This is a genomic window from Massilia niabensis, assembly GCF_042655085.1.
GTDB classification, from domain to species: domain Bacteria; phylum Pseudomonadota; class Gammaproteobacteria; order Burkholderiales; family Burkholderiaceae_D; genus Telluria; species Telluria niabensis.
Genome location: NZ_JBHSMU010000004.1, coordinates 42,858 through 67,796 on the forward strand (window position 1 = coordinate 42,858; position 24,939 = coordinate 67,796).

General features: G+C 67.1%; 24 protein-coding genes. 5 read left to right on the forward strand and 19 right to left on the reverse strand.

All coding sequences use genetic code 11. From position 1 onward, the window contains the following. Nucleotides 1-7: 7 nt before the first annotated feature. From ACFPN5_RS02825 to ACFPN5_RS02840, 4 genes are all read right to left on the reverse strand, one after another. Nucleotides 8-1,171: an acyl-CoA dehydrogenase family protein gene (locus ACFPN5_RS02825; protein ID WP_379779899.1), complete on the reverse strand. Its 1,164-nt coding sequence runs from the start codon at nt 1,169-1,171 to the stop codon at nt 8-10. Between the two features lie 60 nt (nt 1,172-1,231). Next, nucleotides 1,232-2,146, reverse strand: coding sequence for a VOC family protein (locus ACFPN5_RS02830; protein WP_379779901.1), 915 nt, complete (start codon nt 2,144-2,146; stop codon nt 1,232-1,234). 86 nt (nt 2,147-2,232) lie between these two features. Further along, entirely contained in the window at nt 2,233-3,093 is an 861-nt protein-coding gene (locus ACFPN5_RS02835; protein WP_379779903.1) for an alpha/beta fold hydrolase, read from the reverse strand. 246 nt (nt 3,094-3,339) lie between these two features. After that, nucleotides 3,340-4,053 (reverse strand): TetR/AcrR family transcriptional regulator, encoded by a 714-nt coding sequence (locus ACFPN5_RS02840; protein ID WP_379779905.1) that lies wholly within the window; start codon nt 4,051-4,053, stop codon nt 3,340-3,342. Between the two features lie 262 nt (nt 4,054-4,315). On the opposite strand from ACFPN5_RS02840, the gene ACFPN5_RS02845 reads away from it, so the two are divergent. From ACFPN5_RS02845 to ACFPN5_RS02860, 4 genes are read left to right on the forward strand one after another with little or no spacing between them, the layout of a single operon-like run. Next, entirely contained in the window at nt 4,316-5,302 is a 987-nt protein-coding gene (locus ACFPN5_RS02845) for a substrate-binding domain-containing protein (protein ID WP_379779907.1), read from the forward strand. 9 nt (nt 5,303-5,311) lie between these two features. Continuing rightward, a complete protein-coding gene (locus ACFPN5_RS02850; RefSeq protein ID WP_379779909.1) occupies nt 5,312-6,322 on the forward strand; it encodes a cupin domain-containing protein in 1,011 nt (336 codons plus the stop codon). A 13-nt stretch (nt 6,323-6,335) separates the two neighbouring features. Beyond that, nucleotides 6,336-7,208: a fumarylacetoacetate hydrolase family protein gene (locus tag ACFPN5_RS02855; protein ID WP_379779911.1), complete on the forward strand. Its 873-nt coding sequence runs from the start codon at nt 6,336-6,338 to the stop codon at nt 7,206-7,208. Then, nucleotides 7,205-8,146, forward strand: a complete 942-nt coding sequence (locus ACFPN5_RS02860; protein WP_379779913.1) for a PDR/VanB family oxidoreductase — start codon at nt 7,205-7,207, stop codon at nt 8,144-8,146. Before ACFPN5_RS02855 ends, ACFPN5_RS02860 begins: the two co-directional genes overlap by 4 nt. Nucleotides 8,147-8,446: 300 nt before the next feature. On the opposite strand, the gene ACFPN5_RS02865 is transcribed toward ACFPN5_RS02860, so the two are convergent. The 15 genes from ACFPN5_RS02865 to ACFPN5_RS02935 form a co-directional block, all read right to left on the reverse strand. Beyond that, a complete protein-coding gene (locus tag ACFPN5_RS02865; protein ID WP_379779915.1) occupies nt 8,447-9,850 on the reverse strand; it encodes an MFS transporter in 1,404 nt (467 codons plus the stop codon). Between the two features lie 55 nt (nt 9,851-9,905). Continuing rightward, nucleotides 9,906-10,460, reverse strand: a complete 555-nt coding sequence (locus ACFPN5_RS02870; protein ID WP_379779917.1) for a DoxX family protein — start codon at nt 10,458-10,460, stop codon at nt 9,906-9,908. 57 nt (nt 10,461-10,517) lie between these two features. Continuing rightward, a complete protein-coding gene (locus ACFPN5_RS02875; RefSeq protein WP_379779919.1) occupies nt 10,518-11,009 on the reverse strand; it encodes a hypothetical protein in 492 nt (163 codons plus the stop codon). Nucleotides 11,010-11,145: 136 nt separating this feature from the next. Continuing rightward, nucleotides 11,146-12,210 carry a DctP family TRAP transporter solute-binding subunit gene (locus ACFPN5_RS02880; protein WP_379779921.1) on the reverse strand — a complete coding sequence of 355 codons (1,065 nt, stop codon included), beginning with the start codon at nt 12,208-12,210 and terminating at the stop codon, nt 11,146-11,148. A 122-nt stretch (nt 12,211-12,332) separates the two neighbouring features. Continuing rightward, nucleotides 12,333-13,847: an MmgE/PrpD family protein gene (locus ACFPN5_RS02885; RefSeq protein ID WP_379779923.1), complete on the reverse strand. Its 1,515-nt coding sequence runs from the start codon at nt 13,845-13,847 to the stop codon at nt 12,333-12,335. A gap of 43 nt (nt 13,848-13,890) precedes the next feature. Next, nucleotides 13,891-14,070: a hypothetical protein gene (locus ACFPN5_RS02890; RefSeq protein WP_379779925.1), complete on the reverse strand. Its 180-nt coding sequence runs from the start codon at nt 14,068-14,070 to the stop codon at nt 13,891-13,893. Next, a complete protein-coding gene (locus tag ACFPN5_RS02895) occupies nt 14,070-14,576 on the reverse strand; it encodes a hypothetical protein (RefSeq protein ID WP_379779927.1) in 507 nt (168 codons plus the stop codon). The genes ACFPN5_RS02890 and ACFPN5_RS02895 overlap by 1 nt, the downstream gene beginning before the upstream one ends. A gap of 75 nt (nt 14,577-14,651) precedes the next feature. Then, the gene (locus ACFPN5_RS02900) at nt 14,652-15,791 is read right to left on the reverse strand and encodes a porin (protein WP_379779929.1); all 1,140 of its coding nucleotides are present in this window, start codon (nt 15,789-15,791) and stop codon (nt 14,652-14,654) included. 231 nt (nt 15,792-16,022) lie between these two features. Then, complete coding sequence (gene dmpG / locus ACFPN5_RS02905) at nt 16,023-17,057, reverse strand: 4-hydroxy-2-oxovalerate aldolase (RefSeq protein WP_379779931.1); 1,035 nt, start codon at nt 17,055-17,057, stop codon at nt 16,023-16,025. A gap of 19 nt (nt 17,058-17,076) precedes the next feature. Next, nucleotides 17,077-18,045 carry an acetaldehyde dehydrogenase (acetylating) gene (locus ACFPN5_RS02910; RefSeq protein WP_379779933.1) on the reverse strand — a complete coding sequence of 323 codons (969 nt, stop codon included), beginning with the start codon at nt 18,043-18,045 and terminating at the stop codon, nt 17,077-17,079. A 13-nt stretch (nt 18,046-18,058) separates the two neighbouring features. After that, nucleotides 18,059-18,859 carry a fumarylacetoacetate hydrolase family protein gene (locus tag ACFPN5_RS02915; RefSeq protein WP_379779935.1) on the reverse strand — a complete coding sequence of 267 codons (801 nt, stop codon included), beginning with the start codon at nt 18,857-18,859 and terminating at the stop codon, nt 18,059-18,061. 40 nt (nt 18,860-18,899) lie between these two features. Further along, nucleotides 18,900-20,036, reverse strand: a complete 1,137-nt coding sequence (locus ACFPN5_RS02920; protein ID WP_379779937.1) for a CaiB/BaiF CoA transferase family protein — start codon at nt 20,034-20,036, stop codon at nt 18,900-18,902. A gap of 11 nt (nt 20,037-20,047) precedes the next feature. Further along, on the reverse strand, nt 20,048-21,220 hold the full coding sequence (locus ACFPN5_RS02925) for an acyl-CoA dehydrogenase family protein (RefSeq protein ID WP_379779939.1): 1,173 nt from the start codon (nt 21,218-21,220) through the stop codon (nt 20,048-20,050). Nucleotides 21,221-21,295: 75 nt separating this feature from the next. Continuing rightward, nucleotides 21,296-22,489 (reverse strand): Rieske 2Fe-2S domain-containing protein, encoded by a 1,194-nt coding sequence (locus ACFPN5_RS02930; RefSeq protein WP_379779941.1) that lies wholly within the window; start codon nt 22,487-22,489, stop codon nt 21,296-21,298. A 17-nt stretch (nt 22,490-22,506) separates the two neighbouring features. Next, complete coding sequence (locus tag ACFPN5_RS02935) at nt 22,507-23,433, reverse strand: SDR family NAD(P)-dependent oxidoreductase (protein ID WP_379779943.1); 927 nt, start codon at nt 23,431-23,433, stop codon at nt 22,507-22,509. A 291-nt stretch (nt 23,434-23,724) separates the two neighbouring features. Between ACFPN5_RS02935 and ACFPN5_RS02940 the strand changes: the two genes are divergently transcribed. Continuing rightward, nucleotides 23,725-24,936: a flavin reductase gene (locus ACFPN5_RS02940; RefSeq protein ID WP_379779945.1), complete on the forward strand. Its 1,212-nt coding sequence runs from the start codon at nt 23,725-23,727 to the stop codon at nt 24,934-24,936. Nucleotides 24,937-24,939: the final 3 nt, after the last annotated feature.

Genomic DNA, 24,939 nt, shown 5'->3' on the forward strand with positions numbered 1-24,939 from the left:
GCCGCGCTCAGATGACCACGCCGCGCGGGACCGGCACGCCGTAGAGCGAGCCGGCATAGGCCGCATACACCGGGTCGTCCACGTTGCAGGCATGACCCATGGCCACCGACAGGTCGCGCCAGGTGCGCTGGATCGGGTTGGTGACGCGGCTGGCGTTGCCGCCGGCGTGCTTGAAGACTTCGGCCGCCGCGTTCGCGGCGCGCCGCACGGCGCGCACCTGGTTGACGCGCGCCTTGTACTTCATCTCTTTCGTCACTTTGCCGCCGCCCTGGACGAACTTGTAGATCTCGCCGATTTCGCCCAGCACGTGCTGGCGCGAGGCGTCGATGTCGGCCAGCGCCGCGCCGAGCGTGGCCATGTGGTAGGGATTCTGGGTCTGGCTGGCGCCCATGCGGGTGACGCGGCTGCCCGTGTACTCGGCGAAATGGTTGACCACACCGGCCGCGATGGCCATCGTGGCGGCGGAGATCGCGCCCGGGAAGAACAGGTCGAATGGAATCTGGTAAAGCGCGGTGCCCGGACGGTTGCGGGTCGCATACACGCAGTCGTTCAGGTCCTGCACGTTATAGGTGCGGTACCCGGGCACGAAGACTTCCTTGACCAGCACGTCCTTGCTGCCGGTGCCCTGCAGGCCCATCACGTTCCACGAGTCCTGCAGGATCTCGTAGTCGGCGCGCGGCAGCACGAAGTGGGTCAGGACGTTGCAGACGCCATCGTCGCCTTCCGCGAAGCCGCCCAGCACGGCCCAGGTGCAGTGGTCGGTGCCCGAGGAGAACGGCCACTGGCCGCTCAGGATATAGCCGCCGTCGACGCGGCGCGCCTTGCCGATCGGGGCGTAGGGCGAGGCGGTCCAGGTGTCGTGGTCCTGGCCCCATACTTCTTCCTGCATGCGCGGGTCGCCCTGGCCGAACTGGAACGGATGCACGCCCACCACCGAGCCGACCCAGCCCAGCGACGAGGCTTTCGAACCGAGGTCCATGACCGTCTGGTAGAACTCGCGCGGGTCGGCCTCGAAGCCGCCGTATTCCTTCGGTTGCAGCATGCGCACCAGGCCGCTGTCGCGGATCAGGCGCGCGCCTTCGTCGGTCACGCGGCCCAGCGCGTTGCTGGGCAATTCTTCGTTGACGAAGCTGTCGATATTGCCAAGGATGGTTTCTCGTACCGGATGCATGATGCACTCCTCTTTATGCGATTGTGTGGTTGGGTTCCGGCGGCGCCGGTGACTGCCTGTTCAGCGCGTTGGTGCCGGTTCCAGCGCCGGTTCCATCATCAGGGCGGTCAGTTCCTTGTGCTGCCGGTGGTGGCCCCAGCTGCTCGGTTTGTCGTAGGTGCGCGGCACCCACAGGTCATGGTCGACATCCAGGCCGCCCCAGCCGTATTCGAGGCGGAATCCCGACGGCGTGTACATGTAGAACGAGATCATGTGGTCGTTGCTGTGCCGGCCCAGCGTGGTGGTGATCGGGATCCCGCGCTGCGCGCAGATGTCGTGCGCGGTGCCGACGTCGTCGAGCGAGTTCACTTCGATCATCAGGTGCAGGAAGGCCACTTCGCGCGTCGGCAGGCTGCTGATGGCCAGCGAATGATGGCGCCCGTTGATGTGGTAGAAGTGGGCCTCGAGCGGGCCGTCGCGGACGGTGTCGGACTGGTGGAAGCCGAGCACATCGCGGTAGAAGCGGTCGCCTTCGGCCAGGTCGGCCACGGCCAGCACCACGTGGCCCAGGCCCTGCTCGGCGGTGCGAAAGCCCCCAAGCGGGCGCCCCGGGTGGAAAGGCGCGACCGTGTGGTACTGGCCCCAGGCCAGCTCATGGCGGAAACCCGACGGATCCTTGAACCAGTAGAAGCCTTCGACCTTGCGCTCGGCGTTTTCATCGCTGCGCGAACGGGTCACTTCGAGGCCATGGGCATTGACGCGCCCGGCGATGGCTTTCGCGTCGGCCTCGTCCTTGACGCTCCAGCCGATGTAGGCGATCGCATTGCGCTCGCCCGGGTGGATGGTGATGCGGTGGGCCGCTTCGTCGATCCGGAAGCGGACCGCGCCGTCGGCGCCATGGCCGGCATGCTGGAGGCCCAGCACTTCCGGGCCGAAGCGTTCCCATTGTGTATGCTCGGGCGATTCCACCCCGAGATAGGCTAGCGACTTGATCATTCGCTGTCTCCTGTTGTTGTAGATTTCAAATTCTGGAATATAGATTCATCCGACGCCAAAAAAAATGGGGGTCGGATGATGTCGGTTCAGGCTGCCTGCTTGACGGAGGCCGCAACCGGATTGCCTTCGATGAAGGAATCGATGACGCGGTTGAACTCGTCGGTATGCTCGAGCTGGACCCAGTGGCCGCAGCGGTTCACGATGTACACGCGCGAGTTGGCAATCGCGCGGCCCAGCGTCAGGGCGGAATTGAAGTGGACGGTACGGTCGTCGCGGCCGTGCATCAACAGGGTCGGCGCCGCGATCGAGGCCACGCGCAGCGGGTCGAGCTTGACCATCGGCTTGCCGTGGCCGCTCTTCCAGCCTTCGATGTGGTCGGGGCGCGCCAGGGTGGCCTTGACGCGCTCGGCCAGCAGCTCGTCGGTGACATGGCGCGTATCGAAGGCCATGCCCTCGACGAACTTGCGCATGGTCTCGATCGACGGGTTGAAATAGGCCGCTTCGAGCGCCTTGACGCCTTCGGAAAGGCCCGCCGGGTCGAAGATGCCGGGCACGCCCGCCGAGGAACCCATCGTGATCAGGTGCGATACCAGTTCGGGACGCTCGTAGGCCAGGCGGATGCAGGACGAGCCGCCCATCGAATTGCCCACGAAAGCAGCGCGCTCGATCCCGAGCGCTTCCAGGAACTCGGCCAGGACGCCGCTGTTGTCGCGCTTGTCGTAGGTGACCGCCTGCGACTTGCCCCAGCCGGGCAGGTCGATCGCCAGCACGCGGTACTTGCGCGCCAGGGCCGCGATGTTCGGGTTGTAGTTGCTCCAGGACGATGCGCCCGGTCCGCCGCCATGCACCAGCACCAGCGGGTGGCCTGCGCCCGCTTCGTGATAGTGGATGTCCCAGTTCCTGGTCTTGATGCGCTTGCTGGTGTTTTCTTCAGTTACGTTCGCCACGTCTTCCTCCATTAAACAAGATTTCAGTCGCCTGCCCGTATATCCGGGCCGCCTGCGCCATGCTTTTTTCGCCCCCGGCACCCTCTGTGCCGCAGCCGTCGATTTATATTAACTGAATCTTCGTTCTAGAATCAATGTTTTATTTTTGGCGAAGTTCGGCTGTTGCGCTTTCGTGCAGCGGCACGATCGAAGATCAGTCAGGAAGGTAGAGACGGCCACCCGCCGCACGGCGGGGGCCCGGGGAAATCAGGACTTGAGCGCTGCGGCCCGGGGTGGACGGGAAGCCGTGGCCGCCTTGGCCGCGGGCGCGGCGGCAAGGCCGGCCGATGCCTCGGCCACCAGGTGTATCAGGCTCGACGCCAGCATCGGGCGGAAGGCGCGGATCGACTCGCCCGAAGCGCCGGCAATCGCATTGCCGTCCTGGAGGGCTAACGTAAAGCCGCTGAGACGATCGGGCAGCTCGGGGTCGTGCGCGATCAGCGCCGGCGGGATGGTGTTGCGCCACCATGCGGCCAGTTCGGCGCGCTGGCGCTGCCGGATCTTCAGGAAGCTCTCGCGGGCGACCTGCTCGCGCACCGATTCCTCGACGCTCAGGATCACGCCGAGGCGCCAGAAATCGGCGGCGTCGTACTGGCGGCCCGCCTCGGCACTGCCGAAAATACGCTCGATATGCTGCGCGAAAGGCTCGTCCGGCAGCGGCTGCAGGGTCGCCACGATCTGGTTGTGCCAGCGCTCGAAACTGGTCTCGATCATCGCGGCCAGCAGCAGGTCCTTGTTTTCGAAATGCCAGTAGACGCTCCCGACCGGCAGTTCAGCCTTCTTTGCGACCTTCGCCATCGTGGCGCCACTGTAGCCGTCATCGCGGATGACCTCGAAGGCGGCATCGAGGATGCGCTCGCGCGAGGCGGCGCTGGTGCGGTGTTCTCCGGAACGGCGGGGGCGATTGGTAGTTAAGGACATGGGCTCGAGCATTCTCCTGAAAGGGAAAAAAAATGGTAACACGCGCGATGGCAATTCAACCACTGGCCGGCGCCTGCCGCGCCGCGCCGGCCGGGCCGGGAAATCGCGGTTTCATGGGGCGCGCAGCCGATTCATGCCGGCGCAGCATAACTGAAATGAAGCTTTTCGCATTGCATCACTCCCTTCGATCACAAAAAATAGCGCCATCCATCAGTGCCGCGCAGGCCTGCATGCCGCTCACGCGTTATTCCTCAAGGAACACATGAACAAACTCAATCTCTCCGTGGCCATCGGTAACTATGACCGTTGCCGCCCCCTGATCGATGGCGCCGTCCAGATCGACGGCGTCAATCCGATTTTCATGACCCTGTCCCCGGAGGAGATCTTCTTTCGCGCCTTCCGCGGCGAGGAATTCGATATCTGCGAGCTGTCGCTCTCCAGCTCCACCGTCAAGACCGCAGCCGGCACCCTGCCCTATGTCGGCGTGCCGGTGTTCCTGTCGCGGGCCTTCCGCCACACCGCCATCTACGTGCGCACCGACCGCATCAGGAAGCCGGAAGACCTGCGCGGCTGCCGCATCGGCCTGCCCGAATACCAGCTCACCGCGAACGTCTGGGTGCGCTCCTTCCTGGAGGATGACCACGGCGTCAAGCCCTCGGATGTGACCTGGGTGCGGGGCGGGATCTCGCACGCCGGCCGTCCCGAGAAGATCAGGCTCGACCTGCCGCCCAACGTGAAACTGGAAGACGCGCCCGAAGGCGAGACCATTTCCAGCCTGCTGGCCAAGGGCGAGATCGACGCCTATGTCGCCCCACGGGCGCCGGACGTCGCGCCCGGCACGCCCAACGTCGGCTGGCTCTACCCGGACCCGGTGGCTGCCGCCCAGGACTACTTCCGCCGCACCTGCATTTTCCCGATCATGCACATCCTCGGGGTGCGGCGCGAACTGGCGGAGCAGCACCCATGGCTGCCTGGCGCCGTCTACAAGGCCTTCAACGAGTCGAAGAGCGTGGCCCTGGCACACCTGGGCGAAACCTCGGCCACCAAGATCACCCTGCCGTTTGCCGAAGAGCGCCTGAAGGAGGCGCGCGAGCTGATGGGCGAGGACTTCTGGTCCTACGGCGTCGACGGCAACCGCCACGTGCTCGACAAATTCTTCGACCACCACCATCGGCAGGGGCTGTCGTCGCGCCTGGTCACGCCGGAGGACCTGTTCCATCCGGGCACGTTCGAATCCTTCAAACTGTAAGGACCGGCCATGAGCGAATTCAGTTCTCCCTCCTACGCACGCTGGCACGACGCCCACCTGGCGCCGCTGTGGGCCAGCCCGAACGCGCACAAGGCGCCGCCCGGTCCCGCCGCCGCCCACATCTGGCGCTGGGCCGACACGCGCCCGCTGGTCGACCTGGCTTTCCAGGAAACCTCGCCGGCGGCCGTGCAGCGCCGCGTGCTGCAGATGCTCAGCCCGCATTCGAGCTCGCTGGCCGACGAATACACCTGCGGCAGCGTGCTCGCCGCGCTGCAATGCCTGCTGCCCGGCGAGACGGCACGCCCGCACCGCCATACCATGAACGCGCTGCGCTTCCTGCTTGAAGGGTCGGGCGCGGTCACCCTGGTCGACGGCAAGGCCTGCCCAATGGAGTTCGGCGACCTGGTGCTCACCCCGGCGATGTGCTGGCACGAACACCGCCACGACGGCGACCAGCCCGTGGTCTGGCTCGACGTGCTCGACGTCCCGCTGCACCAGCATTTCGGCACCGTTGTCTTCCAGCCGGGCCCGATCGGGGAAGCCCCCGTGACGATGCCCGACGCCGCATTCGCGGTGCCGAACATCGTGCCGGAAATGATCACGGGACGGCGCGACCATTCGCCGGTGTTCCGCTATCCCTACCAGGACGCGCTGCGCGCGCTGGCGCATGCGCCGGCCTCGCCCGACGGCGCGCGCCGGGTGCGCTACGTCAACCCGCTCACGGGCGCAGGCGCCCTGCCCCTGCTCGACACCACGATGATGCAGCTTGACGCCGGGGTGCATACGCTGCCGGCCCGCACCAATGCCAACCTGGTCTGTACCGTGGCAGAGGGCCATGGCGAAACCCGCATCGGCGACCAGGTGTTGACCTGGGGTCCACGCGACACGTTCACCGTTCCGCAGCACAACTGGGTCTCGCACCACGCCAGCGACGGCGCCGCGCGCCTGTTCATCGTGTCCGACGCGGACCTGCTGCGCCGCCTCGGCCTGCTGTCCGAAGAAACCGAAACCGCCACTTGAAAGACGCAACATCATGAAAATCTGCTGGTACGACCAACAACAGCTGGGCGTCGTCGTTGACGGCCGCGTCTTTGCCGTCAGCGGCGCGCTCGCCGCCCTGCCGGCCGCGCGCTACCCTGCCGCACCGGGCGACCTCCTGGTTGCGCACCTGGACGCGCTACGCGCCGCGATCGGGCGCCTGCTGCCCGGCGCGCCGTCGAAACCGGTGGAGGAAGTGCGCTTCCTGAGCCCGGTGGCCAACCCGGGCAAGATCATCGGCGTGCCGGTGAATTACGCGGATCACGTGGCCGAGGCCGAGGCCGACCAGGCCACCTTCACCGATCGCTACAAGGGCGAAGTGCGCGAACAGGGCCTGTTCCTGAAGGCGGCCAGCAGCCTGGTCGGCCAGGGCGAAGGCGTGGCCCTGCGCTTTCCCGAGCGCCTCTCGCACCACGAGATGGAACTGGGGGTCGTGATCGGCAAGACCGCCGCCAATGTATCGGAAGCGGACGCCTTGTCTTACGTGGCCGGCTACGCGATCGCGCTCGACATGACGGTGCGTGGTCCCGAGGACCGTTCGCTGCGCAAATCGGTCGACAGCTATGCGGTGCTGGGTCCCTGGCTGGTGACCGCCGACGAGATCGCGGACCCGCAGGCCATCGACATCCGGCTGAGCGTCAACGGCGAACCGCGCCAGCACGCCAACACCTCGGCGATGATCATCGGGATCGCCGAGCAGATCGCCTGGGCCTCGCGTTACTACACGCTGTATCCCGGCGACATCATCATGAGCGGCACCTGCGCCGGCGTCGGCAAGGTACTGCCGGGCGACGTCATGGATTGCGCAATCGACGGCATCGGCGGCATGCGCGTGGCCGTGCGCGCGGCCTGGGAGCCAGGGTCATGAGACTCAGTGTCCGCCTCGAGTCGATCGCCTACGCCACCCCGGACATCCGGGAGTACACCTTCGTGCGGCCCGACGGCGCGGCGCTGCCGGCCGTGTCGGCCGGTTCCCACGTCGACCTCCACCTGCCGAACGGGATCACCCGTTCGTATTCGCTACTGCACGCGGACGACGCGCCGAAGCGCTACGTGGTCGGCGTCAAGCGCGACCCAAACAGCCGCGGCGGCTCGCAGTTCATGCACGAGCAGCTGCGGGTGGGCACCCTGCTCGAGCTGTCGACGCCGCGCAACCACTTCCCGCTGGTGGAAAGCGCGCCGCACAGCGTGCTCTTCGCCGGCGGTATCGGCATCACCCCGATCCTGTGCATGGCCGAGCGCCTGACGCTCCTGGGCGCCTCCTGGGAGCTGTGGTACGCCGTGCGCTCGCGCACCGACCTGGCCTTCCTGCCGCAACTGGTCCGCTTCGGCGAGCGCGTGCACCTGCACGTCGACGAGGAAGCCAGGGCCGTGCTCGACATGGCGGCGATCGCGCTGCAGGCGCCGCTTGGTGCCCACTTCTATTGCTGCGGCCCGGGCCCGATGCTGGCCGCCTACGAGGCTGCCTGCGCCGGGCGCGACCCGGCCACCGTGCACCTCGAGCGCTTCGGCGCCAGCGCCCCGGTCGCCACCGGCGGCGACGGCTTCGTGGTGCAGCTGGCGCGCAGCGGCATCGAACTGCGCGTGCCGACCGGCGCGACCCTGCTCCAGGTGCTGGTCGAGAACGGCGTCGCCGTCGACTCCTCCTGCGAGGCCGGCATCTGCGGCTGCTGCGAGATCGCCGTCCTCGAAGGCGAGATCGACCACCGCGACGAAGTGCTCACGCCGTCCCAGCGCGCCGCCAACAAGTCGATGATGGTCTGCTGTTCGCGCGCGAAAAGCGAGCGCCTGGTGCTCGACCTGTAACTCTTGCTTCATCCTCCTTTGCCGCGCACCGGTCCCCGCCGGCGCGCGGTTTTTTTTTGTTCGCAACGATAAGGCCCGCCGGGATGGCGCAGTTCGTAGGGTGGGCTCCGCCCACGCGGTAAAACGGCTGCGCAGACGCAGCGCCACCGCAAGGCCGGCGCAAGGGATTCCAGGACGCTTTGCTTCATGCACGGGTACGACCGCGTGGGCCGAGCCCACCCTACGAACGGCTGAACGTAATCGTCCGGCCATAAAAAAACGGACCCTCGCGGGTCCGATTCGTCATGCAACGCCGCCAGGTCAGCCGGCGCGCGCCTTGTCCGCCTGCAGCCCGCGCAGGGCTTCGGCCTCGGCGGCGGCCTCGATCGCCTCGTCCGTCCCCGCCGTATGCACCGGCAGTTCCTGGTCGAAGCGCTCGGCGCTGAACCAGTAGGCGACGGCGGACACCAGGCACAGGCTGCCGAAGAACACGGCCACCAGCACCGGGTCGGTGCCGCCGCGCATGGCCAGCAGGCCCGAGGCGATCAGGGGCGCGGTGCCCGAGCCGATGGTCGAGGCCAGCTGGAAGGTGACGGCGATACCGCTGTAGCGCACGTCGGCGGCGAACTTCTCGCCCATCCAGGTGTTGACCGGGCCGCCCATCATCGCCTGCACCAGCGGCAGGGCCAGGATCAGGGCCAGGATCAGGCCGCCCAGGCTGCCCTCGTTTACCAACAGGAAGATCGGCCAGGTCAGTGCGGCGCCGAGCAGCGCGCCGGTGATCAGGAGCGGGCGGCGGCCATAGCGGTCCGACAGCGCGCCGAAGCACGGCATCGTGAAGATGTGCAGCAGGTTTGCCACCGTCATCGCCAGCAGTGCATCGGTGCGGGTGTGGCCGACCGTGACTGCGTAGTTGAGCAGGAAGGCGGCGGCGAAGGTCGCGAAAGCGAGCGGGGCCAGGCCGCCGATCACGCCGGAGAGCACCTCGGCGCGGTTGTGGCGGAACACCGTCACCACGGGCAGCACGCTGACCTTCTTGCCCGAGGCCAGGCGTTTTTTGCGCGCCTCCTCGAATTCCGGCGTCTCTTCGAGCTTCATGCGGATGACCACGCCCAGCACCACCAGCAAGGCGCTGAGCAGGAAGGGAACGCGCCAGCCCCAGTCGAGGAACTGCTCGTTCGGGAGTTTCGAGAACAGCATCATGATCATGGTACCGAGCACGGCGCCGCTGGGGCCGCCCGAAGCGACGATCGACACCGCCAGGCCGCGTCCACCGGGCTTGGCGTGTTCCATCGACATCAGGGTAGCGCCGCCCCATTCGCCGCCGATGGCGAAGCCCTGCACCAGGCGCAGCACGACCAGGGCGATCGGTGCCAGGATGCCGATTTGCTGGTAGGTCGGCAGCAGGCCGATCAGCACGCTGGCGCCGCCCATCAGCATCAGGGTGATCATCAGGATCTTCTTGCGGCCGAGCCGGTCGCCGAAGTGGCCGAAGATCACGGCGCCGACGGGACGGGCGAAATAGCCGGCCGCCAGGGTGGCGAAGGCGGACAGGGTCGCCGCCGTCGGGTCCATGTTGACGAAGAAGATGTGGGGGAAGACGATCGCCGCGGCCACGCCGTACAGCAGGAAATCGTAGTATTCGAGCGTCGTGCCAAGGTAGCTGGCGAGGACGGCCCGGCGCCGGTTCTTGATTTGCGCCTCGAGGGTTGGATGGTCAGCCATGATAATTCCGTCGGTTAGTCAGTCGGTTCGGTTCGGGGGGGCGGGTGCGGCAGGCTCAGGCCCGGCCGCCGTCTTGTTCCGGCTTGTCCAGGATCGTCGGCAACTGCTTGAAGTCCGCCAGCCTGCCCATCGGGGCACGCATCCGGAGCATCGGCAGGTAGTAGCGAATATAGGCCAGGATCAGGATCAGGTTCATGTACAGGCACCAGACCGACATGAAGGTGCTGAAGATCCGGTCGTAGCGCAGGTTGAGCACGATCGAGTTATGGAAGACCATGTAGGACACCGGCAGCGCCGCGGCCAGCGCCAGCGGCACGAAGACGTTGAACACGAGGCACAGGCCGACGACCAGCTCGAGCGTCTTGACCACGTCGAACATGCCGACCTCGAGCAGCGACACCAGCATCACGTTCGACGGGTGCAGGGTGCCCAGCGGCTGCGGGAAAATGGGCGGGAAGCCGAACAGCGACAGCAGGTGGCTGGCGCCGCTGACAATCATCCAGGCGCCGAGCATGATCCGGAAGAAGATCAATACCAGTTTGCCGATGAACCAGATGTCGAGCTTGTTGGTGGTGGTGGTGCGCAGCGCCGCCGGGGTAGAAATTGCCATGATTCTTGTCTCCAATGATGCGATGTTATTTTGATGAAGCGTGCCGGAGGCCGCCGCTTACGGCGCCTTCTCCAGTCCCAGGTCGACCTTCTTGCCGAGCGCGCTGCCGGCGCAGCTGCCGGCGTCCAGCGGCTGGGCGATGGTCTTGCGCCACACGATGCGTCCGTTCCCGGTGCGGAACATGTCGACCAGCTCGTGCGCGCCCTGCCCGTTGCCGGCTTCGACGCAGTGGTGCACGGCCACGTTCAGGCCCTCGGCCACGACCTGGCGTACGGTCGAGTTCAGGGGCGCGCCCGCCTTGCGATAGACCGCGTCCGGGGTCAGGTCGGCCGTCTTCGGCGTGTAATACAGCTTCGCGGCCTGGGCCGGATCGCCCTGGCCGTAGGCGATGCCCATGTAGCCGGCGACGACCTCGCGCGGCATCTTTCCCACGCCGGGGCCATTGTCGCCATACCAGCGCGGATTGAAATGGAGGTCTTGCGCGACGTAGCCCGTCAAAAGCACACCGAGTGCAATCGAGAGGACGTTGAGTTTTTTATCGGTAATCACTGGGTTTGTCTCCTGTATGCCAGCCCTGCTTGTGTCGTTGTTATCGGTCCCATCGGGATGTCTCCTGTATGCGCTGTGCATTGTTTCGGTCGCCAGCCGGCGCGGCATGCGCGCTCCGGCTGCGCGCCCCGGCCGCTCAGCGGGCCTGGCCGGTCGCCGCCTGGTAGAGCGGCCGCAGCGCCTTCCCGTACTGGTCGAAATAGCGCTCGCGCAGCGGTGCGCTCACGGCCCGCAGCCGCGCCAGTTCCGCCGCTGGCGGCGTACTGACGGCAAGGCCACGCCGGGCCAGTTCGTTGCGTGCTGCCTGCGCTTCGGCGCGGGCAGCGGCGCGCTGCAGGCGCCCCGCTTCCAGGGCGGCCGCGCGTACCACCTGCTGCTGCGCCGCACTGAGGCTGCGCCAGGCGTCGGCATTGGCGACCACCACCAGCGGACTATAGGAGTGATTGGTGAGGCTGAGCGAGGACTGCACTTCGTACAGTCGCCCGGCCAGGATCTGGGAGATGAAATTGTCCTGGGCATCGACGCGTCCGGCGCGCAGCGCTGCGTGCAGCTCGCCGAAAGGCAGCGGCACCGGCCTGGCCCCGAAGGCCCGGAAGGTGTCGAGGAATACCGGCTCGCCGATGACGCGCAAGTGCAGGCCCGCCAGGTCTTGCTGGCCGCGCACCGGGCCCCTGGAGGAAGTGATCTGGCGGAAGCCGTTTTCCCACCAGGCCAGGCCGACCAGGCCGGCCGGCGCCAGGCGCCCCAGCAAGGCGGTACCAAAAGCGCCGTCCAGCAAGCCATCTGCTTGCGCTTCATCCTGCACGAGGAAAGGCAGGTCGAGCAGGGTGAACTCGGGGACCAGCGGCGCCAGGCCGGTGCCGGCAACGAGCATGAAGGCCGGTGCGGCGCTGCTGCCGGCCCGCAGCGCGGCAAGCTGCTGCGCCGGCGAACCGGGCAAGGCATCGGTCCGCACCCGTACCTGCAGGGCGCCGCCGCTGGCGGCCGCGACCTCGTCGGCGAACTTGCGCATGCCCTGGCGCACCGGGTGGTCGTCGGCCAGGTAGGCGCGGTAGTCGGCGATGTCGAGCTGGCGCGGGGCCGTTTGCTGCACCGGCGCCGCCGCATTCGCGACCTGCGCGGCCTGCACCGCCACCAGCCCCACCAGGGGAAACATGCGTCGCGCCAGGCTGGCCGCGCGGTTGTAGAGGGTCTCCAGCATTGCTCCGAACTTTCTATTGCGTCTGAAGATTATCATAGTTGCCCACTCTGCTTTCTTCCAATGCCGCCTCCGCCATGTCTGTTATGTGGCTGGCGCATACCGGACATATCGAACGGCCCGGGTCAGGCAATGGCCAGCGCCCGGTTCAGGGCGGCCACGTCGCGCTCCGCTTCCAGGTTGAGGATGCGTGCCATCAGCGCGTTCGCCTGGGCGCGCTTCATCCCGGCCGCATCGGTACACTCGAGCACCTTGTTGCGGTACTCGCCCGGGGTCATCGGGTTCTTCGGATCGCCCTTGGCGAACTGCACCTGCTTGGTCAAGACCTTGCCACTCCGGGTCTTGAGTTCGAGGCGCACGAAACCGGGGCCGCCGTCGGGGCGCACCAGGCTCTTGTCCTCGACGGTGAGGACGCGCCGCGCCAGCGCGCGCAGGTCGTCGCGCCGCAGCGCAGCGTCGGAGAAATGGCGCAGGCCGACCTCGCGGTCCTGGATCGCCACCGCCGCCATCCAGGGATTGCTGAACTGGGCTTCGACGATGGTTTTCGGATTCTGCTTCTTGTCCAGCGGCGCGCCCAGCAGCATCATTTCGGCGGGCGGGCTCCAGACCGTCACCGAGTCGACGTCCGCCGGCTTGATGTCGTTGGCCTTGACCAGTTCCAGGATGCCGTCGATGGCGACATGCCCTCCCCGGCAGCTCGGATAGGGTTTCGGGGCGATGTCGAGGCCGGCGAAACGGGTGCCGAGGGCGCCCAGCAGCGCTTCTTCCGAATACTTGCCGCCATGGTATTGCTTGAACAAGCCCTTGACGCCCTGCAGCACGCGGTCGGAACCGACCACGCCATGCTTCGCCAGGCGCGCCGACATGATGCCGCCGTAGGCGGCGAAGCCGGCGCCGAGGCGCTTGGCGTGGGTGCCGTCGACGCTGGCCTGGGCATTGCCCGAGAGCTGGTGGTAGGCCAGGCCGACTGCCGCCGCCAGCTGCGCCCGGTCCAAGCGCATCAGGCGTCCGGCCACCAGGGTCGCGGCCAGGAAGCCGTACATCGGGGTCGGGTCCCAGCCGACGATGAAGGGCGAAACGCCGGGCGAACCGGCGCGCGACAGGCGGCAGGCGGCGTCGGTGCCGGTGGCCACCGCGGCAATCAGTTCCTTGCCGCTGACCCGGCCGGCAAGGTCCGCCACCGCCAGCGCGACGGGAACCGTGACGCAGGACGCATGGATCAGCGAGGGCTCGTAGGTATCGTCGTATTCGAGGGCTGCGGCCATGGCCGCGTTCAGGCGCGCCGCCTTTTCCGCCGGCAGGCGCAGGCTGGTGCCCAGGACCAGGCTTTCTCCCTTGCCGCCGGTCTCGCGGCTCCAGGCCTCCAGCTGGCGGATGCCATCGGCGCCGCGCGCCGGCAGCGCCACCGCCACCGTGTCGAGGATCTGGGTCTTGGTAGCGGTGACTACCTCCGCCGGCAGGTCCTCGTAGCGGGTGCCAAGGCAAAAATCGATCAGCGCGTAGATGGCGTCCGGCACCTGAGCGGGCGCGGCGCCTGGCCTGGCAGCGCCAGCTTCCATGAAGGCCCAGGCCGGGGCGGCGCCCAGGCCTGATGCCAGCAGCGCCGACAGTTGTACGAACTTCCTGCGACTCGTTTCCATGCTTGTCTCCTGGTTATGATGGGTGTCACGGCAGCGGCGGCGTTCAGCCCCGGCGGTCGCGCACCAGCATGAAGATGAGGCCCACCCAGGAAGTGGCGAAGGCGACCAGGTCGTAGTTGCGGATCGGGCGGAAGTTCGTATAGAACAGGCCGGTGGAACCGATATACGCGCCTGCCGTCAGCAGCAGGCACACCACGACTGCAATCCATTTGCTCTTGTTCATCAGTTCACCTCGCTTGTGTAGTTGGCATTGCGTGCGCCCTTGGGCTCGACGATGCGGCCGCCGACGATCGGCTTGTAGGCGCGCTCGCCGTCCCACAGCCACAGGGGCTCGAGCTTCGGTTTCAGGACCGCGACCATCCAGCCGCTGTAGGCCAGCAGCAGCACGCCGTTCAGGAACAGTTCCTGGGGCCCGGTGAACAGCTGGCGCGGGGTGGCGACGATAAAGGTGTTGAGCCAGAAGATGTTCACGGTGGCGGGGAATTCCAGGATCAGCCCGAGCAGCGTGAAGCGGTTGGTCAGGATCATGGCCCCGGTGATGATTTCCAGGTACTTGATGGCCTGGTACAGGTAGATGTTGGCATTGGCCTGCACCCATTCGCCGCCGACCCCGGGAATTTCGGGCACATAACCGGTGACGGCATAGCGGATGCCGGAAAAGAGCAGGTGCGCGCCGAAGTACAGGCGCACCCAGTGGACGATGTAATACCAGGCTGAGTTCTTGGACATGTTTTACCCCTCTGTTGGACGACTCGAGACGGGCGCCCTGCGGCGCCCGCGATTACACTGCAAAAGCGGTGGCCGTCAGAAGCGCCAGGTCAGGCCGGTCGTGATGGCGTCGACCGACTCGCCGGCGCGCGGGCGCGGGCTCTGGAACACGCCGTAGCGCGCCGCGCCGTCCTGCGACAGGTGGGTAAAGGCGGCCATCAGCATCAGGCGCGGGCTCACCGCGTAGGTGTAGGCGGCGCCGTAGTTGGTGGCGTCGCTGTTGGCCGTGCCGCTCGAATAGCGGCCGTAGGTCATGCGCACCGTGCCGCGCTGCGAGACGGGAATCGCGACGCCGAACAGGCGTGCGGTTTCGTCGTTGCCGTTGAGGATGCCGCCGCCAGGGGCGTGCGTCGGGTCGGTCGACTTGCGCCGGATATAGGTGAAATACGGGTGGACCGGGCCGGCCTCGTATTTGGCGCCAAAGGCGATCTCGGAATTGGTGTCGGTGGCGCGGATTGCGCCGGCGCCGTCCGTGGCACCCGCCCGCACGAACAGCACGCCCACCTGCAGCGGGCCGGCCACGTAGTCGGCCCCCGCTTCGAGCAGTGCCGGCTGGGTCGCTGAACCTTCATCGGGGCTGTAGGAGAGCGTGGCCTGGACGCCGGCCACGCGCGGCGAGATGTAGGCGAGCGTGTTTTCGGTGCGCCCGGTCGGATTGATCAGGAAGCCGGTCGAGGTCCCGTTGCCGGAAGCGACGCCGGGCGCCGGGAAGGCCAGCGTCGTGACGACGCCCCAGGCATCCATCGCCGGCAGCAGCATCGGGTCGTAGGTCGGGAAGAAGTTGTAGGTCGGGCCTTGCTGGCGGCCCAGGCGCAGGGCGCCCAAGGCCTTGTTCTCCAGCTCGACATAGGCCTGGCGGCCGAACACGCGGCTCGGGTTGCCGTTGGTCGAGCTCGAGGTACCGGTGTCGAGGTTGATGCCGGCCTCGAGGCGGGCGCCGACGTTCCAGCCCCCGCCCAGGCTTTCGCTGGCCAGGAAGCCCAGGCGCGAGCCGGAGCCGCCGGCATGCATCGCGGTCTTCGATTCACCCGGGGTGCGGTAGCGGGCGATCGCGATGTCGGCCACGCCATAGATCTTGATGCTGCTCGCGGGTGCTTCAGGCACTTTCGCCGGAGCCTGGGCCATCGTTGCGGCCGATGCGCATAGGGCGCCCATACCGGCTAAAAACTTCTTCATGCTGTCTCCATTCTTGTCATGTGCAGGGCGGGACCGCCCTCCTGCCAGCCTGCGCTGGTACTGCTCGAATGCCGCGCCCCATCTGGAGTGGGTTTAAAACACGACCAACTGTTGAAACTTGTGCTCTGGAAGTTATGTTCTAGAATTCTCCACATGAACGCGCGTTGCTGCAACTCGAAACCTGGCATTGCTGCTATACGCTTTTTGCATTGCGGCGATCACGCCACGAAATCAGGCCCCCGCAGTGTCGCGCCCTTTCAGCATGTCGAGCGCGACGTCGACGATCATGTCTTCCTGGCCGCCCACCATGCGGCGCTTGCCCAGCTCGACCAGGATGTCGAACGCGGGGATGCCATACCGGGCCGATGCCGCCTCGGCGTGGCGCAGGAAGCTCGAATACACGCCCGCATAGCCGAGTGCCAGCGTTTCGCGGTCGACCCGCACCGGCCGCTCCTGCATCGGCCGCACGATATCCTCGGCGGCATCGATCAGGCGCTTGACGTCGCAGCCATGCTTCAGGCCCATGCGGTCGGCGGCGGCGATGAACACCTCCAGCGGCGCATTGCCCGCGCCCGCCCCCATGCCGGTCAGGCTGGCATCGATCCGGTCGCAACCGTGCTCGAGCGCCACGATCGAATTGGCCACGCCCAGGCTCAAGTTGTGGTGGGCGTGCATGCCGGTCTGGGTTTCGGGTTTCAGGACGTCCTTGAATGCCTTGAAGCGCGCCGCGATGTCGTACATGTTCATGGCGCCGCCGGAATCGACGACATACACGCACTGCGCGCCGTAGCTCTCCATCAGCCTGGCCTGCTGGGCCAGCCCCTCCGGCGTGTTCATGTGGCTCATCATCAGGAAGCCCACCGTGTCCATACCCAGCTCGCGCGCATACTCGATGTGCTGGCGCGAGATGTCGGCTTCGGTGCAGTGGGTCGCCACGCGCACGATGCGCGCTCCGGCGTCGTAGGCATTCTTCAGGTCGTGGATGGTGCCGATGCCCGGCAGCAGCAGGGTCGCCACCCTGGCGTGCGTGATGCTGGCGGCCACCGCTTCGATCCATTCGAGGTCGGTGTGCGCGCCGAAGCCGTAGTTGAAGCTCGAACCGCGCAGGCCGTCGCCGTGGGCCACTTCGATCGAGTCGACCCCGGCCGCGTCGAGTTCGCGCGCGATGGCGACTGCCTGTTCGATCGAATACTGGTGGCGCACCGCATGCATGCCGTCGCGCAGGGTGACGTCCGAGACGTAGATTTTCTTGTCGTTGTTGAACATGGTGGTCTCCGTCAGGTACTTATGCGGCCAGCGGCGCATTGGGCATGTTCGTCATGCCGGCGGCGATGCGTTCGGCCGTCGCGAGCGCGGCGCTGGTCATGATGTCGAGATTGCCCGCATACGCAGGCAGGTAATGGGCGGCGCCTTCGACTTCGAGGAACACCGACACCTTGAGGCCGGCCTGGCGCCCGATGCCGGGCACGTTCGGCGCGTTCTGCGAATCGAAGCGCTCGAACTGCACGTCCTGCTTCAGGCGGTAACCGGGAACATAGGCCGACACCTGCGCGGCCATGTCGCGTACCGAAGCGCGGATCGCGTCCTGGTCGGCATCGAGCGCGGCCAGGCAGTAGACGGTGTCGCGCATCATCAACGGCGGCTCGGCCGGATTGAGCACGATGATGGCCTTGCCATGCCGCGCACCGCCGACCTCGACGATGGCCCTGGAGGTGGTTTCGGTGAATTCGTCGATGTTGGCACGGGTGCCGGGGCCGGCCGACTTGCTGGCGATCGACGCGATGATTTCGGCGTAGTAGACCTCGGCAACGCGCGACACCGCGGCGACCATCGGGATCGTGGCCTGGCCGCCGCAGGTGACCATGTTGACATTCGGTGCGTCGGCGTGCGTGTCGCCGTTGACGACCGGGATGCAATAAGGCCCGATCGCCGCCGGGGTCAGGTCGATCATCCGCAGCGACGGCTTCAGGCCGCGCAGGAAAGCGTCGTTCTTCACATGCGCCGAAGCCGAGGTGGCGTCGAACACGATGTCGATCGCGTCGAAGCCAGGCATCCGCGTCAGGCCCTCCACCCCTTCGTGGGTGGTGGGCACGCCCATGCGCGAGGCGCGCGCCAGGCCGTCGGATGCCGCGTCGATGCCGACCATGGCGCCCATCTCGAGGTGGCGGCCGTTCCTGAGGATCTTGATCATCAGGTCGGTACCGATATTCCCGGAGCCGATAATGGCGACCCGTTTTTTCGTCTGTTGGTTCATATGAGACCTCTCGTTAATTGCCGAAGACTGCGCGCACGTCGCCCAGTCCCTCGATGCGGGCGGTGAACTGGTCGCCCGGCGCTACCGCTGCCATTGGGCCCAGCGCCCCGCTCAGGAGCACGTCGCCGGCGCGCAGCGGTGTGCCGACCAGGACCATCATGTCGGCCAGCCACACCGCGGCATTGAGCGGGTTGGCCAGGCAGGCCGCGCCGCTGCCGCCCGATACCTGTTCGCCGCGCCGCTCCATCGTCATCGCGCAGTTGACCAGGTCGAGCCGGCCCAGTTTTACCGGCCGAGAGCCGAGCACGAACACGCCGGACGAGGCGTTGTCGGCCACCGTATCGAGCAGCTTGATATCCCAGTTCCCGATGCGGCTGCCGACCACTTCGATCGCCGGCAGTGCGTAGGCGGTGGCCGAAATGAGGTCGGCAAAGGTATGGCGTTCGTGGGTCAGGTCGCGTTCGAGCACCAGCGCGATCTCGGCCTCCACTTTTGGCTGCAGGGTGCGCTCCACGGGGATCGGTTCGCCGTCGCCGAAGGCCATGTCGGCAAACAGCACGCCGAAGTCGGGAGAGTCGACGCCGAGCTGCGCCTGGACCGCGGCCGAGGTCAGGCCGATCTTGCGCCCGACCACGCGCGCGCCGGCCTCGATGCGGCGGCGCACGTTGTGCTGCTGCACCGCGTAGGCCGCGGCCACCGGGTCGGCGCCTGCGGCCGCCGCCAGGATGCGTTCGCGCAGCGGCGCGCACGGGACCCGTCCCCCCTCCGCCGCCCACAGCACGTCGGCAATGTCGCTGATCTGTTGTTGGTTCATGGTGTGCCCTTCAAAAGGTAAAGTGGATCGGCTCGCCGGCTCAGGCCAGGCCGAACTCTGTGCGGATGGCCGCGCCGTGCTCGCCCAGCAGGGGTGCGGGGCGCGTCGTCGGCCCGCGTGCGCCGTCGATGGTGACGGGCCGGTGGATGCCCACCATCTTTCCGTGTTCGGGATGGTCGATCTCGTAGAAAGTCCGCGCCTGCCGCACCTGGGGGTCGTCCATCACCTCCGGCACGCTGTAGACGGGAGAGAACGGCACATCGCTCTGCGCCAGCCGCTCGCACCATTCGTCGCGCGTACGGCTGAGGAATGTATGCGCGGCCTCCCGGTTCAGCAGCGCATAGTTGCGGGTTCGCAGCTCGGGGCTCAGGAAGCGCGTGTCCTCCAGCAGGTCCGGGCGCTCGATCACGGCCACGAAGGCCTGCCAGAATTTCTCGACCGAAGACAGGTGCACCGCGACCAGGCGCCCATCGGCGCAGGGGAAGGCGTGCGATTGCGAAATCGCCACCCGGGTCTGCGGTCCCGGCACGGCGCCGAGCCGGGTGTACTGGGCAAAGCCTTCGGGAGAAAAGGCGATCGACGCTTCCAGCATGTTGACTTCGACCCGGGCGCCATTGCCGGTGCGCGCGCGCCCCATCAGTGCGCCGAGGATGCCGTAGCAGGCGTACATGCCGGTCACGTTGTCGGAAATCGTGGGGCCGGTCATCGCCGGCTGCGCTGGGTCGAGCATGATGCTGGCCAGGCCCGACAGTCCCAGGGCGACCGCGTCGTAGCAGGGGCGGTCGCGGTAGGGTCCCTCAGCGCCGAAGCCGGTGATCGAGCACCACACCAGGCGCGGGTTGATCTCCTTGAGCGCCTCTTCGGTCAGCCCGAGGCGCGCCATCACGCCCGGGCGGTAGTTTTCCAGCAGGACGTCGGCGCGTGCCAGCAGGGCCAGCAGGTCGGCCTTGCCGGCTTCTCCCTGCAGGTCGAGCTGGATGCTTTCCTTGTTGCGGTTGAAGGAGGCGAAATGCGGGCTGTAGAGCTTGCCGGCGTGGCGGCGGAACGGGTCACCCCCGCTTGGGTGTTCGACCTTGATGACGCGCGCGCCGAGGTCGGCCAGCATCATGCCGGCCAGGGGCGCGGTCAGCACGGTGCCGAGTTCGATGACGAGAATCCCTTCGAGGGCGTGGTTCATGCCTGGCTCCATCAGCTGTAGTGTTTCAGGATCTGGCGCGCGAGCGTGGTGCGCAGCACCTCGGTCGGGCCTTCGGTAATGCGGTAGCTGCGCAGGTCGCGCCAGAAGCGCTCGATCGGCGTGTCCTGTGTCAGGCCCATGCCGCCGTGCAGCTGCATGCAGGTGTCGGTGATCCGGAATCCGGCCTCGACGCCGAAGGTCTTGATCATGAAGGTTTCCATCTTTGCATCGACACCGGCGTCGTTCTTGCGCGCCGCGTCGTAGACCAGCAGCCGGGTGCAGTACAGCTCGGTGAAGGCATCGGCGATCATCCATTGCACGCCCTGGCGGTTGGACAGGGTGTCGCCGAAGGTGCTGCGCTGGTGGGCGTATTCGGCGGTCAGGTCCAGGCAGCGCCCGGCGGCGCCCAGCACGTGCGCGCCCTGGCGTACGCGGCCGTAATTGATATAACCCTGGGCCAGGGCGAAGCCGCGCCCTTCCTCGCCAACCAGGTTCGCCAGCGGCACCTCGACATCCTCGAAACTGATTTCGCAGGGGGCGTCGCCCATCAGTGTCTTTTCCGAGGTGGCCAGCTGCACACCCGGCGCGTCCATGTCGACGAGGAAGCAGGACACGCCGCCGCGGGTGCCCTTGTCCGGATCGGTGATCGCCATCACGACGACGAAGTCGGCCACCGCGGCGCGGGTGATGTAGCGCTTCACGCCGGTGAGGCGGTAGCCGCTGTCGGTGCGCACGGCGCGCATGCGCATCATCGACGGATCGGAACCGGCATCGGGCTCGGTCTGGGCAAAGCAGGAGCGCTTGGTCCCGTCGAGCACGGGCTGGAGATAGCGCGCGCGCTGCTCTTCGTTCAGGCCGAGCAGGATCGGGCCGACCATCGGACCGAACAGGCCGTGGTCGCGCACCCAGGAAGCGACGGTGCTGCGCCCGACTTCTTCCCAGAAGACGGCCAGTGCCAGCAGCGGCAGGCCCTGGCCGCCGAATTCTTCCGGCACGTCCATCAGCCAGAAGCCGGCCTTCTGGGCGCGCTCGCGCAGGGTGGCCGCCGTCTCGGGCGGCAGCATGCCGTTCGGGCCGAGCGCGTGTTCGAGTGGAATCAGTTCGCGTTCGACGAAGCGGCGGATCGAGTCGCGAAACTGCAGCAGCTCCTCGGGGAGCGAATCATGGGGGATCAGATCGAGCATAGGAATAAGTAGGCGAATGGGGGAAACAGGGCGGCGCACAGCCTCGGCCGGCGCCCTCCCCGCATGCTGGACGGATCAGGCCGCGGCTTCCTGGCCCGGCTGCTTGGGCAGGGCCGCGGCGTCGCCGACCGAGCGCCAGGCCTTGGTCGGCTGGCCGGCTTCGAGTAGCTCCAGTTCGCGGAAGAACAATTTGCGCAGGGTGACGATGCCCAGGTCCGAGCGGCCGAGGATCTCGTCCTCGCGCGCCGTGATGCGGGCCTGGCCGCGGATCGACAGGTAGTCCTGGGCGGCGGTCAGGCCGACAAACGTGTCTTCGGGATTGGCCCATTCGCGCGAGGCGAACAGTTCGTCGTGGTGCTCGGCCGGATCGTACTTGCCGTACTTTGCGAAGTAGTCGGTAAAGCGCGCGCGTGCCTCCTCGCTGGCCCCCGGCTGCTGGCCGTAGATCATGAAGCGGGTCGTGTTCTGCTCGTCGTTCGGGATCATCCACACGAACACGTCGATCCACGGGTCGTCCGGAGTCAGGCCGGGCACGGTGACGTGGTTATTGTTCGGGAAGGTCCAGTCGCTCACGCGCACGTTGCTCTCCGAGCGCTTCGCTGTCTGGCGGATGCCGGCCGAGGTTTCCTCGTACGACAGCTCGGGAATCGCGCCGGTCACGGCCGCGCCGAAGGGACCGACCGTCAGCGCCATGTGGACAAAACTCACATGCACGGCGTCGAGCGAATTTTCCACCTGCTGGAACCAGTTGTTGTCCCAGCGCTCGCGGCCGTTGGCGACCAGGGTGCCCTCGCGTTCCAGGTGGAGCTTGCGCGGCAGGTCGAATTCAGGCGCCTCGCCCTCGCCCATCCAGGCAAATACCAGCCCCATGTACTCCTTCACCGGATAGGCCGGAATCTGGGTGCGCGGCATGCCGGTGTTCGCTTCGGCCGGACGGTTGACGCAGGCGCCCTTGCCGTCGAACTGCCAGCCGTGGTAGATGCAGCGGATCTCTTCGCCGACCACCCAGCCGGTATGCAGCAGCGTGCGGCGGTGGGCGCAGCGTCCGCCAACCAGGTGCAGGGCGCCGCTGTCGCCGCGGTACAGGGTCAGCTCCTCGCCCATGATCAGGAGCGGGATCGCGCCACCCGCCTTGACGCTGTCGGCCAGCGCGACCGGCTGCCAGAATTGGCGCAGCAGGCGCCCCATCGGCTTGCAGCGGCTGCACTCGGTGAGCTGTTTGAACTGCTGGGCGCGCTCTTCGCGCCGCTGGTCCTGGATAGTGATCATGCTTGTCTCCGTGTTGTTCAGTTACGTTCGATCGGCTCGCCGAGCAGGTCGGTGAGGAGCTCCTGCTCCTCGCCGTAGCGGGTGACCCTGGTGGCGCGCGCGTAATCGTTGATGGCGCGCGGGTCGTGCTTGCCAGGGGTCCAGGTCGGGTATTTGTGGCGCAGGCCGGCATCGACCGGCAGGTCGGCGCCGGTCATGCAGGACGATTCGTCGGAAGCGAGGAAGACCGTGGCCCAGGCCATGTCGGCGGCGCGCGGAAAGCGGCGCAGCGGCAGCTGGTCGAGGTATTCCTGGCGCGAGTAGAAGCCGCGCCGTTCCGGCTGCACCCAATCGGGATCGAACATCTCGTCGCGCATCGTGGTCCAGAGCTGGTGCTCCATCGAGCATGGCGTGACGGTGTTGACGCGGATGCCGTGGTGGGCCAGGTCCATCGCCGCCGAGCGTGCAAAGTTGAGCAGGCCCGCCTTGGCCGCGCAGTAGGAGGCGCCGTCGGCCTCGCCGAAATGGGCGGCGGTCGAGAGCAGGTGGATGATGCTGCCGCGCGCCCCGCAGGCGAGCATGGCGCGGGCGCCATGCTGGGTCGTCAGCAGGCCCGCGGTGGCGAAGCTGGCGACCGAGTCGTTCCAGTCGTCGTGCTGCATGCCGAGCACGTCGTCCCAGTGCACGCGGCCGGCCATGTTCACCACGATGTCGAGACGGCCATAGCGTTCGACCGTGCTGGCGACGATGCGCCCGACGTCGGCGTCGCTGCGCGCGTCGCCCACCTGGGCCATCGCTTCCCAGCCACGTTCGCGGATGAAGGCGACGGTCTGGCCGGCCGCCGCTTCGTTCAGGTCGCTGACGCAGACGCTGGCTCCCTCCCGTGCCAGGAAATGGGCGATGGTGCCGCCAATGTTCGGTCCCGCGCCGAATACGATCGCTACTTTGTTCTTCAGTCTGTCCATGGTGTCACTCGGTCTCCGGTTCTTCGGCCAGCAGTTCCCCGCTGTCAACGTAGAGCATTGTTAGCGCTCGCCCGTGCCGGAACAAGCCGGATACCTTCAAGGCTACTATGCAAAAACCGCATGAATGCCCTTGCGCCGGCCTTGCCGCACAGAGCCGGCAGGAATCTCGCTAAAGCTCTTGAATTATCGTTCTAGAGCGTTTAATCTAAGACGAAACCGGCCCGCCGCCTCGGCTGCGGCGCGAAGAGACCATCCATGACGAGACAGTGAGCCCTTATGCAAGCCACCCCCATGCAAGCCCTTACCCCAGCAAGGCAAATCGACGCCACCCGCTTCCGCGAGGTGCTCGGCAGCTACCCGACCGGCGTCGCCATCGTGACCTGCATCGACGAGGATGGCCGGCCTGCGGCCATGGTCATCGGGTCGTTCACCTCGGTCTCGCTCGACCCTCCGCTGATCGCCTACCTGCCGATGAAGACCTCGCGCACCTTTGCCCGCATGCGCGGCGCGCCGTCGTTCTGCGTGAATATCCTGGCGGCCGACCAGGAGGCCGTGTGCCAGCATTTCGCTTCCCCGGCCGAAGACAAGTTCGCCGGCCTTGCCTGGCACCCGAGCCCGGCCGGCAACCCGGTCCTCGACGGCGTCGTGGCCTGGATCGACTGCGATTACGCGAGCGTGACCGAAGCGGGCGACCACTACATCGTGCTGGGCGGCGTGCTCGACATGCAGCTGGAAAGGGATACCGCGCCCCTGCTGTTCTTCCAGCGCGGCTACGGGCGCTTCTCCCCGGGCTCGCTGGTTGCCGCAGCCGAGCGCGAGACCATCGAAGCGGTGCGCCTGGCCGAGATCGGGCGTGACGAGATGGAGGCCGTGGCGGCCGAACTGAACGCCGAGTGCAGCATCATCGCCGCCGTCGGTGGCGACGTGGTCTACGTCGCGGTGGAGAACCGCTCGCCCCATTGGCGCCTGCGCAGCCGGCTGGGCTTCCGCGTCCCGTGCGCGCCCCCGCTCGGTCCCCTTTTCGTGGGCAATCCGGGGGCACCTGCCGACGCCGAGTGGCTCAAGCGCCTGGGCAGGCCTGACCAGGAGACCATCGACCGCTCGCTCGCCCAGCTCGAACGCGTGCGCAGCCGCGGCTGGTCGATCTCGTTACGGGGCCCCGACGATGGAGAAGACCTGGACGAGGTGGTCGAGCTGTATTCGAATCCGCACCGCACGCCCGGCCAGGAGCGCCGCCTGCTGGCGGCAGCCAAGGAGCGCGCCGGCCTGCACGAGCCGGACGCGCTGCACGAGGACCAGGCCTACGACGTCCTGCATTTGTCGGTGCCGGTGCGCGATGCGGCCGGACACGTCGTGCTCGTCCTCAGGCTCAGTGCCCTGCCACGCGGGGCGGTCCTCGCCGAGGTCAAGCGATGGCTGGCGCGCCTGCAGCAGGCCGCCGCCGGTCTCGAGCGGACGATTGCCCGCAAGGCGGGGACGTCCGGCCTGGACCAGGCCGCCTGATTG